The sequence below is a fragment of the Candidatus Zixiibacteriota bacterium genome (assembly GCA_036397555.1).
In the GTDB taxonomy this organism is placed as follows: Bacteria; Zixibacteria; MSB-5A5; order WJJR01; family WJJR01; genus DATKYL01.
In genome coordinates this window covers 123037-140295 of the sequence record DASWIS010000008.1, presented here as the reverse complement: position 1 = coordinate 140295, position 17259 = coordinate 123037, and the positions used below count along the sequence as shown (strand labels likewise).

Below are 17259 nucleotides of genomic sequence, written 5' to 3'. Positions count from 1 at the left end.
AAAAGCCCCTGCCGGAAACGGCGGGGGCTTTCTTCTATACGTGTTTGCGAATGAATCGCGCCCCTACCAGCGCAATCGACACTTGCCGCCTCATTCCACCGTCACGCTCTTGGCCAGGTTCCGCGGCTGGTCGACATCGCGGCCGCGCAGGACCGCCATGTGGTAAGCCAAGAGTTGCAAGGGGACGCAGGAGAGAATCGGGGTCAATGGCTCCAGCGTCTGTGGAACATGGATCACATGATCGACGTGTTTGGTGATCTCGTCGTCGCCCTCGGTGGCGATGGCGATGACCGTGCCGCGGCGCGCCTTTACTTCCTGGATGTTGTTGATGACTTTGGAATAGACTGAATCGCGCAACGCGATCACCACCACCGGCATGCGCTCATCGATGAGCGCGATGGGGCCGTGCTTCATCTCGGCGGCGGGGTATCCCTCGGCATGGATGTACGAGATTTCCTTCAGCTTGAGCGCGCCTTCCAATGCCACCGGGAAGTTGTAGCCGCGTCCGAGGTATAGGAAGTTGTCGTGACGGTGGTAGTCAGCGGCGATCGCGCGGATCTCATCCTCGCGGTCGAGGATCGCCTGCACTTTCGAGGGCAGCGCCGCCAACTCGGCGATCATCTCCTGCCCGCGGTCAAACGACATTTCGCGCATTCGCGCCAAGAGGAGCGCGACCAGCGAGAGCACGGTTACTTGTGACGTGAACGCCTTGGTCGAGGCGACCCCGATCTCCGGCCCGGCATGGATGTAGATGCCGCCGTCGGTTTCGCGCGCGATCGTTGAGCCCACCACATTGCAGATCCCCAGCACGCGCGCGCCGCGTCGTTTGGCCTCACGCATCGCTCCCATCGTGTCGGCGGTCTCGCCCGACTGGGAGATTACGAAGACGGCAGTACCGGGACGGACAATCGGCGAGCGATAACGGAACTCGGAGGCGTATTCGACCTCGGCGGGAATGCCGGCCAGGTCCTCGATCATGTATTCGCCGATCAACGCCGCATGCCACGATGTCCCGCAGGCGGTGATAATGATACGGTCGATCTGCCCCAATTCTTCGAGATGCGGCTTGATGCCGTTGAGACGCGCCGTGGCCTCGTCCCGGTTGAGACGTCCGCGCATCGCATTGGTGATCGTGACCGGCTGTTCATGGATTTCCTTGTGCATAAAGTGCGCGTGGCCGCCCTTCTCGATTTCTTCGAGCGTCCACTCGATTTCCTGCGCTTCGCGCGTGACGACCGTCTTGTCGATTTTGGAGATCGAAAATCCTTCACGCGTGACCGCGGCCAATTCGAGATCGTCGAGGTAGACGACCTGATTGGTGTGACGGATCAGCGCCGCCACATCGGAGGCGACGAAGTTTTCCATGTTGCCGCGCCCGATCACCAGGGGCGCGCCATGTCGCGCCGCTACGATCAACTCCGGCTCGTGACGCGTGGTTACTGCGATGCCGTAGGTGCCTTCGACTTGCGAGAGCGCAATCCGGGTCGCCTCGACCAGATTACCGTCGTAGGTGTCGGCGATCAGGTGCACGAGAATTTCAGTGTCGGTCTCGGTGCGGATCAGGTGCCCGCGACGGATCAGCCATTCGCGCAACGTGGCGTAGTTTTCGATGATGCCATTGTGCACCAAAGCGAAATCGCCGGAGTCGTCAGTGTGCGGGTGGGCATTGTTGTCATTGGGCTCGCCGTGCGTGGCCCAGCGAGTATGGGCTATGCCCCATGTCCCCTCGTAATTCTTGCCCACGAGTGCCTGCTCCAGTCGCGCGATCTTCCCCGCGTACTTTTCGCATTGAAGTCCATCCGGACCGAAAATGGCAAACCCGGCCGAGTCATAGCCGCGGTACTCCATCCGTTTGAGTCCGTCGATCAAAAGCGGCAGCGCCTGCTGCCCGCCGACATAGCCGATGATTCCGCACATGGGGGCCCTCTATTCTATTGAATCCAACGCGTTTCCTGGAAACATGTACTCCGATAATGCTGAGTCGAGTCTGTACTGCTGTGTGCGTTGATCGAATGTCCACACTCTCCCGTGGAGCGCCTCGGGTCCGTGGGTGTCCTGGACACTGAGTTCCATGACGCCGTCTCCGTTCATGTCAATGGGTTCAAACCACCCCGTGATAGTTTGTGGGCCAAATCGTGTTGCATCGGAGACAAATCGTCCTGCCACGCCGTTCCATTCGATCAGCCAATTAGTAACACCCCAAACCCATGACTCCATCAGATGTAGCGTGGGATAAGAACCCTTACCGATGCCGAGATCTTGATGCATCAGACCAATCGGGGCACAACTGAAGTGCAAAGTTGTGTCCCAGATCGATTCCCAACCGTTCAGATTCTGCTTTAGTATGACTACGTACGTAAGGCCGTGGCCATCTGAGCATCCGCAAAACACCTCACTCTTGCTCGGCACAAATGAACTGTCACCATGACGAAGAGGGACTGGAATACACGCCAACTCGAAGTTAATGTACTCGGGATCCTGTGATATGTGATGCACAATCCGCATTGGAACACAGTCGCTCAGTGCATCGAGTGCACTGTCCGATACCCCTTCGACTCTCAGGTACTGATACAGAGCATCACAGAATAAACTACGCGCATCAATTGAGTCGAGCTGCGCGTGTACTACCGACCAATTCGTAACCACGATCAGATTGGCTGCGATGGCAAATGTCTGAGCTGTACTCACTCCCTTGTACCTTACACCCCACGAGGTTCCGGTGTCGATGAGGCGAGTGAACTCATCCGTCTGAACTCCGGGATGATCGCTCCGGGACACCGATCGATCAATACCCCAGCGACTCCAATGCCTCCGAGAGCAACGCCTTCGCTTGCTTCTGCGTTCTAGCCTCAGTCGATATACGGACAATTGGCTCAGTATTGGAAGCGCGCGCATGAACCGATTCACCGTCCATCGTGACTTTAATCCCATCCCGCGTGTCGATCTGTCCCCTTGTACCGAAGTGATCGGCAAAACGACTCAATCGGTCCTGCCAATCCCCGGACTGGGCTTTCCTGGTTTTGGCGGCATAATACATCGGCAGCCCGGCCGACAACTGTGATATTGGTTGATCGGCGTGGGATAAGTACGACAACACCAATGCCATCCCCAGCATCGCATCGCGCCCCGGATGCAGCGAGGGCATGATTACGCCGCCGTTGCCCTCGCCCCCGATGACGGCGTGTTTGGACTTGATCATTGCGGCGACATTCGCCTCGCCGACTTTGGCGGTGTACCCGCGCTGTTTGTGTGATTTGGCGACATCGAGAACCGCCTGTGTCGTCGAAAGATTGATGACCACCGGTCCCGGCGTGCGCGAGAGTACCCATTCGGTCGCCAGCACGAGCGTGCGCTCTTCTCCCAGGGGCTTGCCCTGCTCGTCGACGACGGCCAGACGGTCGGCATCGGGATCAAGCGCAAAGCCGATATCGGCGCGATGCCTCACTACTGCCGCACACAGATCCTTCAAGTTCTCGGGCAACGGCTCGGTTCCTCTCGGGAATCGTCCGTCGGGCCTGCAGTGAATCTCGACCACGCGACATGCCAGTTTCCTCAGCAGCGCCGGTGCATACACCGATCCGGCGCCATTGACCGCATCGAGGACCACTTTCGGTTTGCGCCGTGCGACGGCACGTGTTGCGACCTGCTTCAACGAGAGAACGCGCCGAATGTGAACATTCAACATCGCCAACGACGATGTGCGTGAACCGATCTTGTCCCAGCCCCTGTATGCGATTCGACCGTTCCCATCGGCGAGATCGTAGATGCGGTCAAATAGCGTCGGCGACAGCAATTGCGTCGCCGACCCGATGAATTTCAGCGCATTCCACTCGATGGGATTGTGCGAAGCGGTGACTGCAATCCCGCCTGCGGCCTTGAAGTGCGTGACCGCCAATGGCACCGTCGGGGTCGGCGCGATCCCGATGTCAATGACATCGCAGCCGACCGACTGCAATCCGCTGATGGCCGCTTCCTTGATCATGGGGCCGGTCGGACGCGTGTCGGAGGCGACGACAACCTTGTCGCCACTCAGAAGGCTGCCGAATGCCGCAGCGTGCCGGGCGACCAGTTCGGGAGTCAGTGTGTCGCCGACGATACCGCGTACGCCGGATACGGATCGTTTCAGTTCGGATGTCTCAGGCACGTGGCATGGACCTCGGATTGCCGTAACGGCTCAATAAACGGTCCATGACCGCCGGAATCACGCGGCAAGTTGCATGCGAATCGGGCTGACGTCGTGTTGCGATGCCCGTATAATGTCTCGCGTCAACGACGGCAATGAAACGTCCCGGCTACCAACTGATGGTCATGGAGGAAGGCGGCCCGGATCGTCCGGTCCGGGCCTTCCGTCTTCCATGGTACACGATGCGTCTGCTGATCACGGTGGCGGCGGCAGTCCTGATCGCACTGTTGGTCACGACGATGTTTACGCTGTTGTATTGGCGTTCGGTGCATCGTATCGAGTCCTTGTCGATCGAGAACCAGCAGTTGCTCGGTTCGATGGCGAAAGTCGATCGCCTGGAAGCGGAACTGACACGCCACCGCGAGTTTACCCGTCAAATTGCCGATCTGATGGGAATTTCGGTGCCGGATTTTGCAGATTCGATTCGACCCGACCGTCTGCCTGAGGGAGTGCTGGCCGACGGATACGACAGTGCCGCAACGGACACCGGCTCGGAATGGGCCGATGTCGCATCGGGCGGCACAGACCCAGGCGTCCTGGTTCCCAATTGCGCGCCCGACCCCAATAACCGTCCACGCGGCAAACCGATCGCCGGACGGCTATCGCGCGGATTCTCGCCGCATTCGAATAATCCCGTGTTGCGTCACACCGGCATCGACTTCGCCGCCCGCGAGGGAACGGCGATCATGGCGACCGCAGATGGCACGGTCGCCTTTGCGGGGAAAGATGACGCCTTCGGATTTATGATCGTCATCGATCACGCCAACGGCTTTGGGACAACGTACGGGCACAACTCCGTCTTGCTCGTCACCGAGGGGGACGCGGTATCGCGTGGGGACCGAATCGCATTTTCCGGCAACACGGGCCAGTCGACGGCGCCGCACCTGCACTATGAGATACGCAAAGACGGCATCGCCATCGACCCGATGGGATTCCTGGGAGAGTGAGAGCCCGTAATCGACGGCAGGGGGAGGCCGCCTTGCCCCGCGCGCGATTCCGCAGGACTACAGCAATTTCGCGGTCAGTTTGATCGACGGTACCGCCGCCAGGGCCTTCGATATCGGGCATCCGGCTTTGGCACCCTCGGCGTGCTGCATGAACGTGGCTTTGTCGATTCCCGGCACTTCGGCTTCGGTATCCAGTTCGATTGTCGTGATTTGAAATCCATCGCCGACTTTTTCGAGGTGGACCGTTGCCTTGGTGCTGACCCGCTTGGGGCTGAAGCCGGCCTTGCCCAATCCGGCCGAGAGCGCCATCGAGAAACACCCGGCATGTGCTGCTGCGATGAGCTCCTCTGGGTTGGTGCCCTTCGACTCCTCGAATCGGGAACCGAATGAATACGGCCCCTCATAAGAACCGGTTGCCATCTTCATGACGCCCGAACCGTTCCTCAGATCGCCTTTCCATTCGGCTTGCGCCTTCCGTGTTGGCATTTCAGAGTCTCCCTTTGGCTGATTGGCTGATAATCATCGCTACCGACACGCTCGGAATTGCAAGAACCAATCACATAATTTGCTGCCGACGAATCAAGCAGGTCATACACGACTGAATCTGTCAATATCTGCCCGATCGTCATCGGAGATGTCAAAAAACCGCCGGAGTAGGTGGCGCAAAGTCGACCCAAGGCGTATTGATTCACGGAAGGCACGACTGTGTCCCATTGCATCCGGGAGATTCAGCGGGCCGGATGGTGGTTCGCCCATAAGGTAATATGGGATATAATGTTACATTTCACAAGGGGTCCGACAGGTGGAGTGCAGACGCGGCGGCGGCACCACACTGCTCAAACGTGCTTGACGCAGCCAGGCGAATTCCCTACACCCCACGCAGTTGGGCTCCTCTGGAAGTGAGGATTCCATGCTCAACCTGACGCGACGTACCGAGTATGCACTGATCGGGCTGGCCCACCTTGCCGCCCAGTCTCCCGGCACGGTGGTGAATGTCCGGGAAGTTGCGGATCAGCACAACATGCCGGGAAAGTTGGTGGCCAAAGTCTTTCATGAGTTGAAGACCGCGGGAATGCTGAAGTCACACCAGGGAAAGAAGGGCGGTTACTCCCTGGCTCGGGAACCCCATGCGCTGAATCTCAGCGAAGTCTTAATGGCCATCGAGGGCAAAGCAGCGCTGGTGCGTTGTGTCGACGGCAATGGGGCTGATTGTCCCCAGTATGATGAGTGTATCATCAGCGACCCGTTAAGGGCTCTGCACGAGCGCATCAAAGTGCTGTTCGATTCGATGACAATCAGCGATTTTGTCTCCAACAAAAGTAGCGTCGGGGCGTTTGAACCATGAGCATTACCTCGGCGGGGATCGCCGGAGAAAGCACCGTGTCGGCCGATTCAACCGATTGGCCGTCAACGGATTGACAGCACCTGGTCAGGAGGAGTCGGTCCATGACGTATGTCATCTGCGAACCGTGCATCGGAACCAAAGACACCGCGTGTGTAGATGCCTGCCCGGTCGATTGTATCCATCCGACCAAGGACGCAGCGGAGTTTGAAGAGGCGGAAATGCTGTATATCGATCCCGCGGAGTGCATCGATTGCGGCGCCTGTGTTCCCGCCTGCCCCGTTGAGGCGATCTTCGAGGAAAGTGAAGTCCCCGAGAAGTGGACCGACTACACGGCCAAGAACGCAGAGTATTTTCAGAAGTAACACGTGCGGCTCGGATGGATTGATCGTCCGGCCCTGCCGCGTGGGAACAAGAAGAGATTTCACCGAAAACGGCGCCGGCCGTTTTCTTTTTGAGGGAGATTGATCATCGCGCAGTACTGGCCGTTGTTGGTGATCGGAACGTTCGTCGCGCTGTTGGTCGCGGTGATGTGGCTTTTGGGGAGCATTCTGGGTCCCAAGCGGCCAACTCCTGTCAAGCAGCGCCCGTTTGAGTGCGGCTTTGCGCCGTTTCAGATGCCCGGCGGGTATTTCGACGTACAATTCTATCTTGTTGCGATTCTCTTTGTCATCTTCGATGTCGAGTTGGCATTTCTGTTTCCGTGGGCGGTGGTCTTTCGCGAGATCGGCGCCCCGGCGTTCTGGGCCATGGGTATTTTCATCGCCATTCTCGCGTTCGGCCTGTGGTACGACTGGAAGAAGGGTGCTTTGAAATGGCGGTAAAAGAGGGACAGGGGGGGTTTTTCACGTCCCGGCTCTCCGACGGGATCGCCTGGGCACGGAAGTGGTCGCTGTTCCCCTACCCGTTCGTGACCGCCTGCTGCGGGATGGAATACATGGCAGTGTCGGCGGCTCATTACGATCTGGATCGTTTCGGCGCGGCTTGGCCACGCTTTTCACCCCGTCAGGCCGATATGCTCATGGTCGTCGGGACAATTTCGCAGAAGATGGCGCCGATCCTGAAAACAGTCTACGAACAGATGTGCGAACCGAAATGGGTTGTGGCGTTCGGTGTCTGCACCTGCACGGGCGGCTTCTACGACAACTACGCGACCGTGCAGGGGATCGACCGCGTGATCCCGGTCGACGTTTACATCCCCGGCTGCCCGCCGCGTCCGGAGACGGTGCTGGATGCCCTCATGAAGCTTCAGGACAAAATCCAGTCGGAATATCACCCCCTGACCGGCTCCGTGCGCAAGAGCGCGTAGCCGACTGTTTGCATCAATGACGGACGCCAACGCACACGCCCATCCGGTCATCGCCTGCCTGAGCGCCCGGTTCGGCGACGGTCTCATCGAAACGCACACGCATCGGGGCGATGCCACCGCGGTTGTGCGTCCGGATCGCTATCATGAGGTGATCGCGTTTCTGCGGGAAGACACCGACTGCGCTTTCGACTTCCTGACCGATCTGTGCGGTGTCGACCGCTTGGAACTGAAACTGAAGCCACGCTTTGAAGTGATTGTTTATCTGTATTCGTCGCGGACCAATTCCCGATTCCGTCTCAAGACGCGTCCGCTCAACGATGCCGATCCGGTGATCGATTCGATCGTCGATCTGTTTCCGGCCGCGAACTGGCCCGAGCGCGAGGTCTATGACATGTTCGGTGTGCGGTTCACCGGGCATCCGAATCTGACGCGCATCCTGATGTACGAGGAATTCGTCGGCTACCCGTTGCGAAAGGACTATCCGGTCAACAAACGTCAGCCGCGGGTGCCGATGCGTGAAATCCCCGATGATCGTCCGGGAATGATCTTCCTGTAATCATGCCGGCCTCCGAGACACCGTTTCCAACGCAGACGCGCATCCCGGTCGAGGAGCACATCGATTCGCGCTCCGGGCGTCGGACCCGTTCGATGATGCTGAACATGGGCCCGGCGCACCCCGCCATGCACGGCGTGATCCGCATCATTGCCGAGCTCGACGGCGAAGAGGTGGCCGGCGCGGACATTGAGATCGGATATCTGCATCGCGGCTTTGAGAAGGATTGCGAGGTGGTCGGGTGGGGGCAGGCCTTTCCCTACACGGACCGGCTCAATTATGTCTCGCCGCTGATCAACAATGTCACCTATGCCATGGGTGTCGAAAAGCTGCTGGATCTGACGATCACCGAACGCTGCGCATACATCCGCGTCATCATCAGCGAGGTGTCCCGCATCACCGACCACCTGACGTGCATTGCCGCCATCGCCATGGAGATGGGGGCGATGACGCCGTTTATCTACCTGATGAAGGGACGCGAGTACCTCTACGAACTCGTCGAGGAACTGACCGGCGCGCGACTGACGGTCTCGTATGTCAAGGTCGGGGGCGTCAAGGGCGATCTGCCCGATGGCTGGCTGAAACGTCTCGAATCGGCGCTGGTGAATGTGGACAAGGAAATCGCGGAGGTCGACCGGCTGCTGACACGCAACCGCATCTTCATCGACCGGACGCGCAATGTTGGGGTCATTTCGCAACAGGACGCCTGGTCTTTGGGATTCACCGGTCCGGTCCTCCGTTCGACCGGACGCGCCCGCGATCTGCGTAAGGATGAGCCCTATCTCGTCTATGACCGCCTGGACTTCGACGTCCCGATCGGCAGTGTCGGTGACAATTACGACCGATACCTCGTTCGCCTCGAGGAAATGCAGCAGTCGGCACGGATCATCCGTCAATGCATCCGGGAGATTCCCGGCGGCGCGGTACGGGTCGATCTCAGCGGACGCCCGCTGTCGGCCAGCGAGGTCGTCGATGCCGCCAAGATGGGAATGACGACCGATCTGCTGTTGCGAGCGGTGCAGGCGGATCCGACACTGGACGGCACCGGCAAGGCGCATGCGCGACAAATCAATGCCGATGACAAGCGCGCGGTGTTGCCGCCCAAGGAGGACACCTACGGCAACATCGAGGGTCTGATGAACCACTTTATGCTGATCATGGAGGGCGAGGGACTCAAGCCGCCGCCGGGCGAAATCTACATAGCCAATGAAGCGGCCAACGGCGAACTCGGGTTTCACATGGTGTCCGACGGCAGTGGCCGCGCCTACCGCGTGCGTTGCCGCCCCCCGTGTTTCTATCTGATGCAGGGTTTGGATCGCATGATCATCGGCGACATGGTCGCCGATGTGGTGCCGACCTTCGGCAGCATCAACATGATCGCCGGCGAGCTGGACCGATGACAACGACTCGCGACCACTCACCGCGCACGGTCGACTACGGAATGCAGCATCACGCCGGGCCGGTGGCGTGGAGCGATGCGGCGCGCCGTGAAATCGACGATATCTTCAGCCGTTATCCCGACAAGCGTTCGGCGACGCTACCGGTCTTGTGGCTGGCGGTGCGCGACTTCGGCTGGATTTCACCGGAGGTCGAGCGGATTGCGGCCGAGGTGTTGGATCGTCCGCTCAATGAGATGCACGAAGTGGCGACGTTTTATACGATGTACCCCCGTCAACCGCGCGGGACACATCACATTCAGATTTGTCGCAACATCTCCTGCTGGCTGGCCGGATCAAGAGACTTGGTCGCACACGCGAAAGCGCGTCTCGGCCTCGATGTCGGCAGCACGACGACCGACGGCCAGTTCACGCTCTCGGAAGTCGAGTGCCTGTGCAACTGCGAACACGCGCCCACCATGCGCTGGAATAACCGCTACGTGAACAACGTCACGCGCGAAACGCTCGACCGGCTGATCGATAACCCGTCGCATGCTGATTCACTGCCCGGCCATCCCAGCTTGTGCCCGTCCGGGCCGATTGTCAGCAAACACCTCGCGATCGACGACGAACACACATTGGCGGTGGCGCGTCGCCACGGCGTCTACACCCGCATCGAGAAGGCGTTCGCCATGTCCCCCGATGATCTGGTACAGGAGGTCATCAAAGCGAACTTGCGGGGCCTGGGCGGGGCAGGATTTCCCACTGGGCGCAAGTGGAGCTTTTTGCCGAAGGATTCGCCCAAGCCACGGTATCTCGTTGTCAACGGCGATGAGGGTGAACCGGGCACGTGCAAAGACAAGTACATCATGATTGCCGATCCGCACTTGTTGATCGAGGGGATTATTATAACGTGCCGTGCCATCGGCGCGCACATGGCATACATCTATATCCGGGGCGAGTACGATCTGCCAATCGAGCGAATGGAGAGTGCCATCGCCGAGGCGAAAGTTGCGGGCATCCTGGGTGCCAAAGTCATGGAGCATGCTTATCCTCTGGATATCGTCGTGCACAGAGGCGCGGGAGCGTACATCTGCGGCGAGGAGACGGCCCTGCTGGAATCGTTGGAGGGCAAGCGCGGCTGGCCGCGATTGAAGCCCCCCTTTCCGGCGGTTGAGGGATATCAGCGCTGTCCCACGGTGATCAACAATGTCGAGACGCTCGCCTATGTACCGCATATCTTTGAGATGGGCGCGGCGGCATTTGCCGTGATGGGCACCGAACGCAGCGGCGGGATGCGCCTGATCAGCGTGTCGGGTCGCGTCAGGAACCCGGGTGTCTTCGAAGTACCGATGACGACGACACTGCGAAGACTGATCTACGAACACGCCGGTGGAATTGTCGATGACAGGTCGCTGAAGGCGGTCATTCCCGGCGGATCTTCGGCGCCGATTCTGACACCCGATGAGATCGATGTCGCCATCGATTTCGATGCCTTGGCAAGAGCCGGGACGATGGCCGGTTCGGCCGGAGTCATCGTGTTCGATGACACGGTCTCGATGGTCGAGGCCGCGCTGGTGATCGCGCAATTCTATTCGCACGAATCCTGCGGGCAGTGCACACCGTGTCGTGAGGGCACTGCCTGGATCGAGACAATCTTCCGTCGCCTGCTGAACGAACGCGGCCGAACCGGCGATATGGACAATGTCCTGCGGATCGCCAGGAACATCATGGGGAACACGATCTGCCCATTCGGCGACGGCGCGGCGATGCCGATCGCCGCCATTGTCAGAAAGTTCCGCCGTGAATTCGAGGATTGGATCGCCAAAGGCGCAGAACATCCCCCGCAAGCAATACGACCGACTTATATTGGAGCTTCCGCTCCGGTCGGTGCGGGAGCATCAGTGCCGTCTGCGGTGCAGTGCGAGATCGGGCCGAAACATACAAACGGATTGGCACACGGGCGTACTATTTGATGGCCAAGCGAGTCAGGATGGCACATGGCTGAAACGGCGGCAAAAGGCGCAAAGAAGCGCCCCAAACTGATGGCGGTGATCATCGAGGAAGGATGCACCGGTTGCGAGGTGTGCATCGATTTTTGTCCGGTGCCGGAGTGCATTGTCCCGGTCCCCGGTCCCGATTCGAAAAACCCGCAATTCGGCCAGACCGTACGCGTGGTCGATGATCTGTGCATCGGCTGTCGTCTCTGCGAGAAAAACTGCCCGTGGGAGACGATCGACATGGTGCCGATTGCCGAGTACGATGCGCAGTACGAGAAATTCGCGGGGCTGGGTACTCCGGCCAACTACACCTCCGAGGTTGCCTGATCGACAGCAGGCTGAGTTAGACGGCCTGCGGCTTAAATCCGCACAGACGCAATCGCCTAACCGGGGGACGGCGCACTTGCCTACAGTCACCATCGACGGCCGCGCGATTGAAGTCCCGCTTGGGACCTCGGTCATCGAGGCCGCAAACCGTCTCGGCATCTTCATCCCGCACTACTGCTACCATCCCGGACTGCCGGTCGCCGGCTCCTGCCGGATGTGTCTGGTCAAGGTTGAGAAAGCGCCAAAGCTGCAGATCGCCTGCTACACGCCGGCGACCGATGGCCTGGTCGTCAGCACGACCGACAACGAGGTCACGGTGGCGCGTCAGGCGATCCTCGAGTTCCTGCTGGCGAACCATCCGTTGGACTGTCCGGTATGCGACCAGGCGGGCGAGTGCAAACTGCAGGAATTCTACATGCAGTTTGGACGCTACGACTCGACGCTCCTGGAGGACAAACACAAAAAGCACAAAGCGCTTCCGGTCGGCCCACACATCATCCTTGACTCCGAACGCTGCATTCTGTGCTCCCGCTGCACGCGCTTTGTCGACGACGTGACCCATACGCACGAACTGGGAATCTTCGAACGCGGTGTCCATTCGGAGCTGCTGCCCGTCCAAAGCGCGAATGTCGACAACGCCTACTCCGGTTGTCTGGCCGACATCTGTCCGGTCGGCGCCCTGACCGACCGCGACTTCCGTTTCAAGGTGCGTGTGTGGTATCTGGAGGCGACGCCCTCGGTGTGCCACGGCTGCGCGCGCAACTGCGCGATCGAGATTCACACCAATCGCCACCGGCCGCATCACAACGACGGCAAGCTGGTCGCGCGCTACAAGCCGCGTTTTAATCCGGAGGTCAACGGGTACTGGATGTGCGACGCCGGACGCTACTCATACAAGCAGGTTGAAGGCGACGGCCGACTTCTCCATCCCGGGTTAGCATCCGCCGGCGCACAAGAACACGTCGATTGGGCAGCGGCATTGGCTCGCGCCGATGACATCGTGGCCAATAGCGATCCAGACTCGACGGCGGTTATTGCAACACCGAATCTGTCGAACGAGGAGTTGTGGGCGGTGCGCAAGCTCTTTGCCCGTGGATTGAAGATCGCCACGATTGCTCATGCGTGCCCTGCCGATCCCGAGGGCGTCGATGACGATCTGCTGCGGCGCGCCGATTCGTTTCCGAATTCCTTCGGCGCCGGAGAGATTCTGAAAGACGAGGGAATACGGGCGATCACGGTGAAGGACGTCCTCAACAGTGCGAAGGAGCGAAAATTCCAATCGTTAATCGTCATCGGGGGCGGCCTGGAACGACGATTTGCTTCCGACTTCCTGCACGAGGCGTTCGCCGGCACGGCATCGATCGTTGCGATCCAATCGCATCAGTCGGCCATTACCGACTGTGCCACAATCGTGCTGCCGATGTGCACGTATGCCGAGACCGACGGCACGATTTGCAACTTCCTCGGCCACGTGCAGCGTTTCGCACGGGCCATTCCTGAACAGGGAGAGAGTCGGACGCTGTTGGAAATCCTCTCTGATCTTGCGCAGCGTTGGGAAAAGTCCGCTGCGCCGCGTCAGTCGGAAGAATGCTTCGCTGAATTGGCGGGAGCAGTTTCGTACTTCGCCGGGCTCTCTTACGATTCACTCGGACAATGGGGAACCAATCCCGCGCACAGGAAAGCCGAAGCGGTGGCATCGTAACCAATCATGAGCGCGACATTGGCCATCAGTCTGGTAATCGGGAAGACCGTCTTCATCATCGGATTCGTGATGACGCTGGCAGCGATCCTGACCTGGGTCGAGCGTAAGCAGTCGGCCGTGATGCAGGATCGCATCGGGGCCAATCGCGCCAGCATTTTCGGACTGCGACTGTGGGGACTGTTCCACATCATCGCCGATTCGGTGAAGATGTTCACGAAGGAAGACTTTGTCCCCGACACTCCGCACCGGTTTCTGCATGGTCTGGCGCCGGTGCTCTCGTTGTTCTTTGTCATGCTGGCGTTTGCGGTGATCCCGTTCGGCCATGCCATCTCGATTGGCGGGCAACGGGTGGGGCTCCACGTTTTCGACAGCGAAGTTGGTATGCTCTTTATCTTTGCGATGCTCTCGGTCGGCGTCTACGGGGTGGTGCTGGCGGGCTGGTCATCGAACAACAACTATGCGCTGCTGGGCGGAATCCGCGCCTCGGCGCAGATGCTGTCGTATGAGATCACAATCGGCCTGACACTGGTCGGGGCTCTGATGGTGTATCAGTCTCTCTCTCTCACTCAGATCGTCGAGGCACAGGGCCAACTGCTGTTCGGATTTCTACCGATGTGGGGTGTGTTGCTGCAGCCGGTCGGCTTTGTCCTCTTCCTCATTGCCGGCATCGCCGAGACCAAACGAATCCCCTTTGACATTCCCGAGGGGGAGTCAGAAATCATTGGATTCTTTGTCGAATACTCCTCGATGAAGTTCGGCATGTTCATGTTCGCGGATTTCATCGAGACGATTCTGGTCTCGGCGGTCGTGACCACGCTGTTCTTCGGCGGTTGGCAGGTGCCTTATCTCGTCGACGCCGGCTTCTCCTTTCCGTGGGGCGGGACAATCCCCATGGGCAATTGGGCGGTCGAGGGCCTGCGGGTGACTTCGTTCATTGCAAAGGTTGCGTTTTTCTGCTGGTTTCAAATGCTGATTCGCTGGACCTTGCCCCGCTTTCGCTTTGACCAGTTGATGACGCTGGGCTGGAAAGTTCTTTTGCCAATGTCGCTGGCTAACACCATCATCACGGCCATCGTGGTACTGTGGATCGAATGACGGACATCACCACCACACCGGCAGACACCATCCCCGCTGCCGCCGAGCGGCCCCGCACAGTTCGCGTGGTGAATGTCTCGGAGCGCCGGCGAGAACTGACGTTTTGGGAACGGATCTATCTGCCTGCTGTGATATCGGGGTTGGCATTGACCGCACGGCACTTTTTCGTGAATCTGTGGCGTCACACGCTGACGCTCTTCGGGATCAAGACCGAGCCCGGAGCGGCCACCTTTCAGTATCCGGAATTCCGCCGCCCCTCGGCCCCGCGACTGCGGAGTCTGCACAGACTGACTCGGCGTCCCGATGGCACACCACGTTGTGTCGCCTGCATGATGTGCGAAACCGTCTGTCCGGCATTCTGCATCCAGATCGTGGCGGAAGAAGTCGATGACCCCGACATCGAGAAGCGCCCAAAATCTTTCGATATCGACATTGGCCGCTGTGTCTTTTGCGGATACTGCGTGGAGGCATGTCCGGAGGATGCCATCCGCATGGACACCGGCATTACGCAGATCGGCTCACTCTCGCGAAATGGCATGGTTTTGGACCTCGGGACACTGTTGGAACTCAATGGGCGGGAGGAGCAGACCAAACAGGGCGTGGAATCCCTTCAGAAGCGCTTCACGAGCGATTTGAAGCCTGCAGAGGCAATCAGAGCGGCCTGATTGACGTATCAATCCTGTATGCTTTAGGATGGCCATCCGCGGAGACTTATGAGCACGACAGAGACCGAACGGAAGATTGTCAAGAAGGCCGAAGACACGCTGCCGCTCGAGGGCCGTCATGGCAATAACGTTATCGTGACCTCGATCGACAAAGTGTTCGCTTGGGCGCGGCAGTCGTCGCTGTGGCCGATGACCTTCGGGCTGGCGTGCTGTGCCATCGAGATGATGGCCACGGCCGCCGCGCGCTATGATTTCGACCGTTTCGGCATGGGGGTCATGCGTGCCTCTCCCCGTCAGACCGATTTGATGATTGTTGCCGGGACGGTGACGCTGAAAATGGCGCTGCGGATCAAGCGCCTGTACGAGCAGATGCCCGAACCCAAGTATGTGGTGTCCATGGGATCGTGCGCGACCTGCGGCGGCCCGTACTGGCGGCACGGGTATCACGTGCTCAAAGGGGTCGATCAGGTGGTGCCGGTCGATGTCTATGTGGCGGGATGCCCGCCGCGACCGGAGGCGCTGTTGGAAGGGCTGATGATGCTGCAGGAGAAAGTCAAACGTGAGGCCTTGCTGGGCAAGAAGCTCGCGCCAATGACCGCCGCATGAGAATCAGACACCAATGACGACGCAGGAGATTCACCAAAAACTCGCAGCACAGTTTGGAGAGATCGTCGGCCCGCAGGCGGAGGGCGTCGATCCCTCCTGCGTCGTGCGGACCGATGCGGTCGCCGAGGTCTGCGCGTGGCTGCGCGATGAGCCGGGAATCGAGCTGGCATCGCTGATGTGTCTTTCCTCGACCGATGACAAAGAGAAGCTGGGAGTTACTTACAATTTGCACTCGATGGCGCACAAGCACAGGATCACCCTCAAAGTCGAACTCTCTGACCGCGAGCATCCGCATGTGCCGACGGTGTCACACCTGTTCGGCACGGCCGATTGGCACGAACGCGAAGCGTACGACATGATGGGAATCGTCTTCGACGGCCATCCCGACTTGCGGCGCATCCTCTGCCCCGACGATTGGGAAGGATGGCCGTTGCGCAAGGACTACAAGGTCCAGGAATTCTATCGCGGATTGCGGGTCCCGTACCCTGAAGGTCAGGACCCGGACCGCGGACATTGGATTTCCCGGACCATCCGCGATCTGCGTGTCGATCCGCCGGAGATCAGAGAACCGGAATTGGACGGCATGTGATCGGGTATACGAGGGGCATACGACCGTGAGTGCAGTCAAAAGACATCTGATCGGAATGTGGTCGTTGCTGGTCGGTTTGCGCGTCACCTTCCTCCATCTGTGGAAGAAACCGGTCACGCTGCAGTATCCCGATGAGACATGGGATTTGCCGATCGGCGCCAAGGGGCAGTTGTTCAACCTCATCGAGGATTGCATCGGGTGTCTGCAGTGCGCGCGGGTCTGCCCGGTTGATTGCATTGCCATTGAGACGGCCAAGGCGGGCAAGGAAGAAGACTTGGGCGAGACCTCCGACGGACACAAAAAGAAGCTGCATGTCCTGCGCTTCGATATCGATTTTGCCAAGTGCTGCTACTGTTCGTTGTGCACCGATCCGTGCCCAACCGAATGTTTGTACATGACCAAGGAGTATGAGAACTCCGTCTACAATCGCGGCAACCTGATCCATCACTACGCAACCTACGCGCCGGAAGAGGTCGAGAAGCTGCGGGCGTCGGTCGACGGCAAGACGCTGACAATCGGCATTTATCCATAGGGCAGTCCCGTGGGGATGCAAGTCTAATTCGGG

Annotated in this window: 18 protein-coding genes; 15 read left to right on the top strand and 3 right to left on the bottom strand. The window is 59.3% G+C overall.

What is annotated here, in order from left to right:
* Positions 1-90: 90 nt before the first annotated feature.
* Together glmS and glmM are read right to left on the bottom strand one after the other, a co-directional pair.
* Positions 91-1917 carry a glutamine--fructose-6-phosphate transaminase (isomerizing) gene (gene glmS, locus VGB22_02070; protein HEX9750066.1) on the bottom strand — a complete coding sequence of 609 codons (1827 nt, stop codon included), beginning with the start codon at positions 1915-1917 and terminating at the stop codon, positions 91-93.
* An 868-nt stretch (positions 1918-2785) separates the two neighbouring features.
* Positions 2786-4144 (bottom strand): phosphoglucosamine mutase, encoded by a 1359-nt coding sequence (glmM, locus tag VGB22_02065; protein ID HEX9750065.1) that lies wholly within the window; start codon positions 4142-4144, stop codon positions 2786-2788.
* 134 nt (positions 4145-4278) lie between these two features.
* Here glmM and VGB22_02060 point away from each other — a divergent pair, with 134 nt between their 5' ends.
* Positions 4279-5130: a M23 family metallopeptidase gene (locus VGB22_02060; protein ID HEX9750064.1), complete on the top strand. Its 852-nt coding sequence runs from the start codon at positions 4279-4281 to the stop codon at positions 5128-5130.
* A gap of 57 nt (positions 5131-5187) precedes the next feature.
* On the opposite strand, the gene VGB22_02055 is transcribed toward VGB22_02060, so the two are convergent.
* Entirely contained in the window at positions 5188-5616 is a 429-nt protein-coding gene (locus VGB22_02055) for an OsmC family protein (GenBank protein HEX9750063.1), read from the bottom strand.
* 424 nt (positions 5617-6040) lie between these two features.
* Between VGB22_02055 and VGB22_02050 the strand changes: the two genes are divergently transcribed.
* The 14 genes from VGB22_02050 to VGB22_01985 all read left to right on the top strand — a co-directional run bounded on the left by VGB22_02050 (position 6041) and on the right by VGB22_01985 (position 17226).
* A complete protein-coding gene (locus tag VGB22_02050; GenBank protein ID HEX9750062.1) occupies positions 6041-6475 on the top strand; it encodes an Rrf2 family transcriptional regulator in 435 nt (144 codons plus the stop codon).
* 101 nt (positions 6476-6576) lie between these two features.
* Positions 6577-6837 (top strand): ferredoxin family protein, encoded by a 261-nt coding sequence (locus VGB22_02045; protein HEX9750061.1) that lies wholly within the window; start codon positions 6577-6579, stop codon positions 6835-6837.
* 102 nt (positions 6838-6939) lie between these two features.
* Positions 6940-7296: an NADH-quinone oxidoreductase subunit A gene (ndhC, locus tag VGB22_02040; protein ID HEX9750060.1), complete on the top strand. Its 357-nt coding sequence runs from the start codon at positions 6940-6942 to the stop codon at positions 7294-7296.
* Positions 7287-7781 (top strand): NADH-quinone oxidoreductase subunit B, encoded by a 495-nt coding sequence (locus tag VGB22_02035; protein ID HEX9750059.1) that lies wholly within the window; start codon positions 7287-7289, stop codon positions 7779-7781. The genes ndhC and VGB22_02035 overlap by 10 nt, the downstream gene beginning before the upstream one ends.
* Positions 7782-7797: 16 nt before the next feature.
* Positions 7798-8337: an NADH-quinone oxidoreductase subunit C gene (locus VGB22_02030; protein HEX9750058.1), complete on the top strand. Its 540-nt coding sequence runs from the start codon at positions 7798-7800 to the stop codon at positions 8335-8337.
* A 2-nt stretch (positions 8338-8339) separates the two neighbouring features.
* Entirely contained in the window at positions 8340-9734 is a 1395-nt protein-coding gene (locus tag VGB22_02025; protein HEX9750057.1) for an NADH-quinone oxidoreductase subunit D, read from the top strand.
* A complete protein-coding gene (gene nuoF / locus VGB22_02020; protein HEX9750056.1) occupies positions 9731-11686 on the top strand; it encodes an NADH-quinone oxidoreductase subunit NuoF in 1956 nt (651 codons plus the stop codon). Before VGB22_02025 ends, nuoF begins: the two co-directional genes overlap by 4 nt.
* Positions 11687-11710: 24 nt before the next feature.
* On the top strand, positions 11711-12037 hold the full coding sequence (locus tag VGB22_02015) for a 4Fe-4S dicluster domain-containing protein (protein HEX9750055.1): 327 nt from the start codon (positions 11711-11713) through the stop codon (positions 12035-12037).
* Positions 12038-12113: 76 nt separating this feature from the next.
* On the top strand, positions 12114-13739 hold the full coding sequence (locus VGB22_02010) for a 2Fe-2S iron-sulfur cluster-binding protein (GenBank protein ID HEX9750054.1): 1626 nt from the start codon (positions 12114-12116) through the stop codon (positions 13737-13739).
* Positions 13740-13745: 6 nt separating this feature from the next.
* Positions 13746-14834: a complex I subunit 1 family protein gene (locus VGB22_02005; protein ID HEX9750053.1), complete on the top strand. Its 1089-nt coding sequence runs from the start codon at positions 13746-13748 to the stop codon at positions 14832-14834.
* Entirely contained in the window at positions 14831-15499 is a 669-nt protein-coding gene (locus tag VGB22_02000; GenBank protein HEX9750052.1) for an NADH-quinone oxidoreductase subunit I, read from the top strand. The genes VGB22_02005 and VGB22_02000 overlap by 4 nt, the downstream gene beginning before the upstream one ends.
* A 48-nt stretch (positions 15500-15547) precedes the next feature.
* Positions 15548-16105, top strand: a complete 558-nt coding sequence (locus VGB22_01995) for an NADH-quinone oxidoreductase subunit B family protein (protein ID HEX9750051.1) — start codon at positions 15548-15550, stop codon at positions 16103-16105.
* Positions 16106-16118: 13 nt separating this feature from the next.
* On the top strand, positions 16119-16694 hold the full coding sequence (locus VGB22_01990; GenBank protein ID HEX9750050.1) for an NADH-quinone oxidoreductase subunit C: 576 nt from the start codon (positions 16119-16121) through the stop codon (positions 16692-16694).
* A gap of 25 nt (positions 16695-16719) precedes the next feature.
* Positions 16720-17226, top strand: a complete 507-nt coding sequence (locus tag VGB22_01985; GenBank protein HEX9750049.1) for an NADH-quinone oxidoreductase subunit I — start codon at positions 16720-16722, stop codon at positions 17224-17226.
* Positions 17227-17259: the final 33 nt, after the last annotated feature.

What these genes read in the sequence shown, in the direction of transcription:
- glmS (HEX9750066.1), bottom strand. Translation starts at nt 1,917, where the DNA reads ATGTGCGGAATCATCGGCTATGTCGGCGGGCAGCAGGCGCTGCCGCTT.
- VGB22_02060 (HEX9750064.1), top strand. Translation starts at nt 4,279, where the DNA reads ATGAAACGTCCCGGCTACCAACTGATGGTCATGGAGGAAGGCGGCCCG.
- VGB22_02055 (HEX9750063.1), bottom strand. Translation starts at nt 5,616, where the DNA reads ATGCCAACACGGAAGGCGCAAGCCGAATGGAAAGGCGATCTGAGGAAC.
- VGB22_02050 (HEX9750062.1), top strand. Translation starts at nt 6,041, where the DNA reads ATGCTCAACCTGACGCGACGTACCGAGTATGCACTGATCGGGCTGGCC.
- VGB22_02045 (HEX9750061.1), top strand. Translation starts at nt 6,577, where the DNA reads ATGACGTATGTCATCTGCGAACCGTGCATCGGAACCAAAGACACCGCG.
- VGB22_02035 (HEX9750059.1), top strand. Translation starts at nt 7,287, where the DNA reads ATGGCGGTAAAAGAGGGACAGGGGGGGTTTTTCACGTCCCGGCTCTCC.
- VGB22_02030 (HEX9750058.1), top strand. Translation starts at nt 7,798, where the DNA reads ATGACGGACGCCAACGCACACGCCCATCCGGTCATCGCCTGCCTGAGC.
- VGB22_02025 (HEX9750057.1), top strand. Translation starts at nt 8,340, where the DNA reads ATGCCGGCCTCCGAGACACCGTTTCCAACGCAGACGCGCATCCCGGTC.
- nuoF (HEX9750056.1), top strand. Translation starts at nt 9,731, where the DNA reads ATGACAACGACTCGCGACCACTCACCGCGCACGGTCGACTACGGAATG.
- VGB22_02015 (HEX9750055.1), top strand. Translation starts at nt 11,711, where the DNA reads ATGGCTGAAACGGCGGCAAAAGGCGCAAAGAAGCGCCCCAAACTGATG.
- VGB22_02005 (HEX9750053.1), top strand. Translation starts at nt 13,746, where the DNA reads ATGAGCGCGACATTGGCCATCAGTCTGGTAATCGGGAAGACCGTCTTC.
- VGB22_02000 (HEX9750052.1), top strand. Translation starts at nt 14,831, where the DNA reads ATGACGGACATCACCACCACACCGGCAGACACCATCCCCGCTGCCGCC.
- VGB22_01995 (HEX9750051.1), top strand. Translation starts at nt 15,548, where the DNA reads ATGAGCACGACAGAGACCGAACGGAAGATTGTCAAGAAGGCCGAAGAC.
- VGB22_01990 (HEX9750050.1), top strand. Translation starts at nt 16,119, where the DNA reads ATGACGACGCAGGAGATTCACCAAAAACTCGCAGCACAGTTTGGAGAG.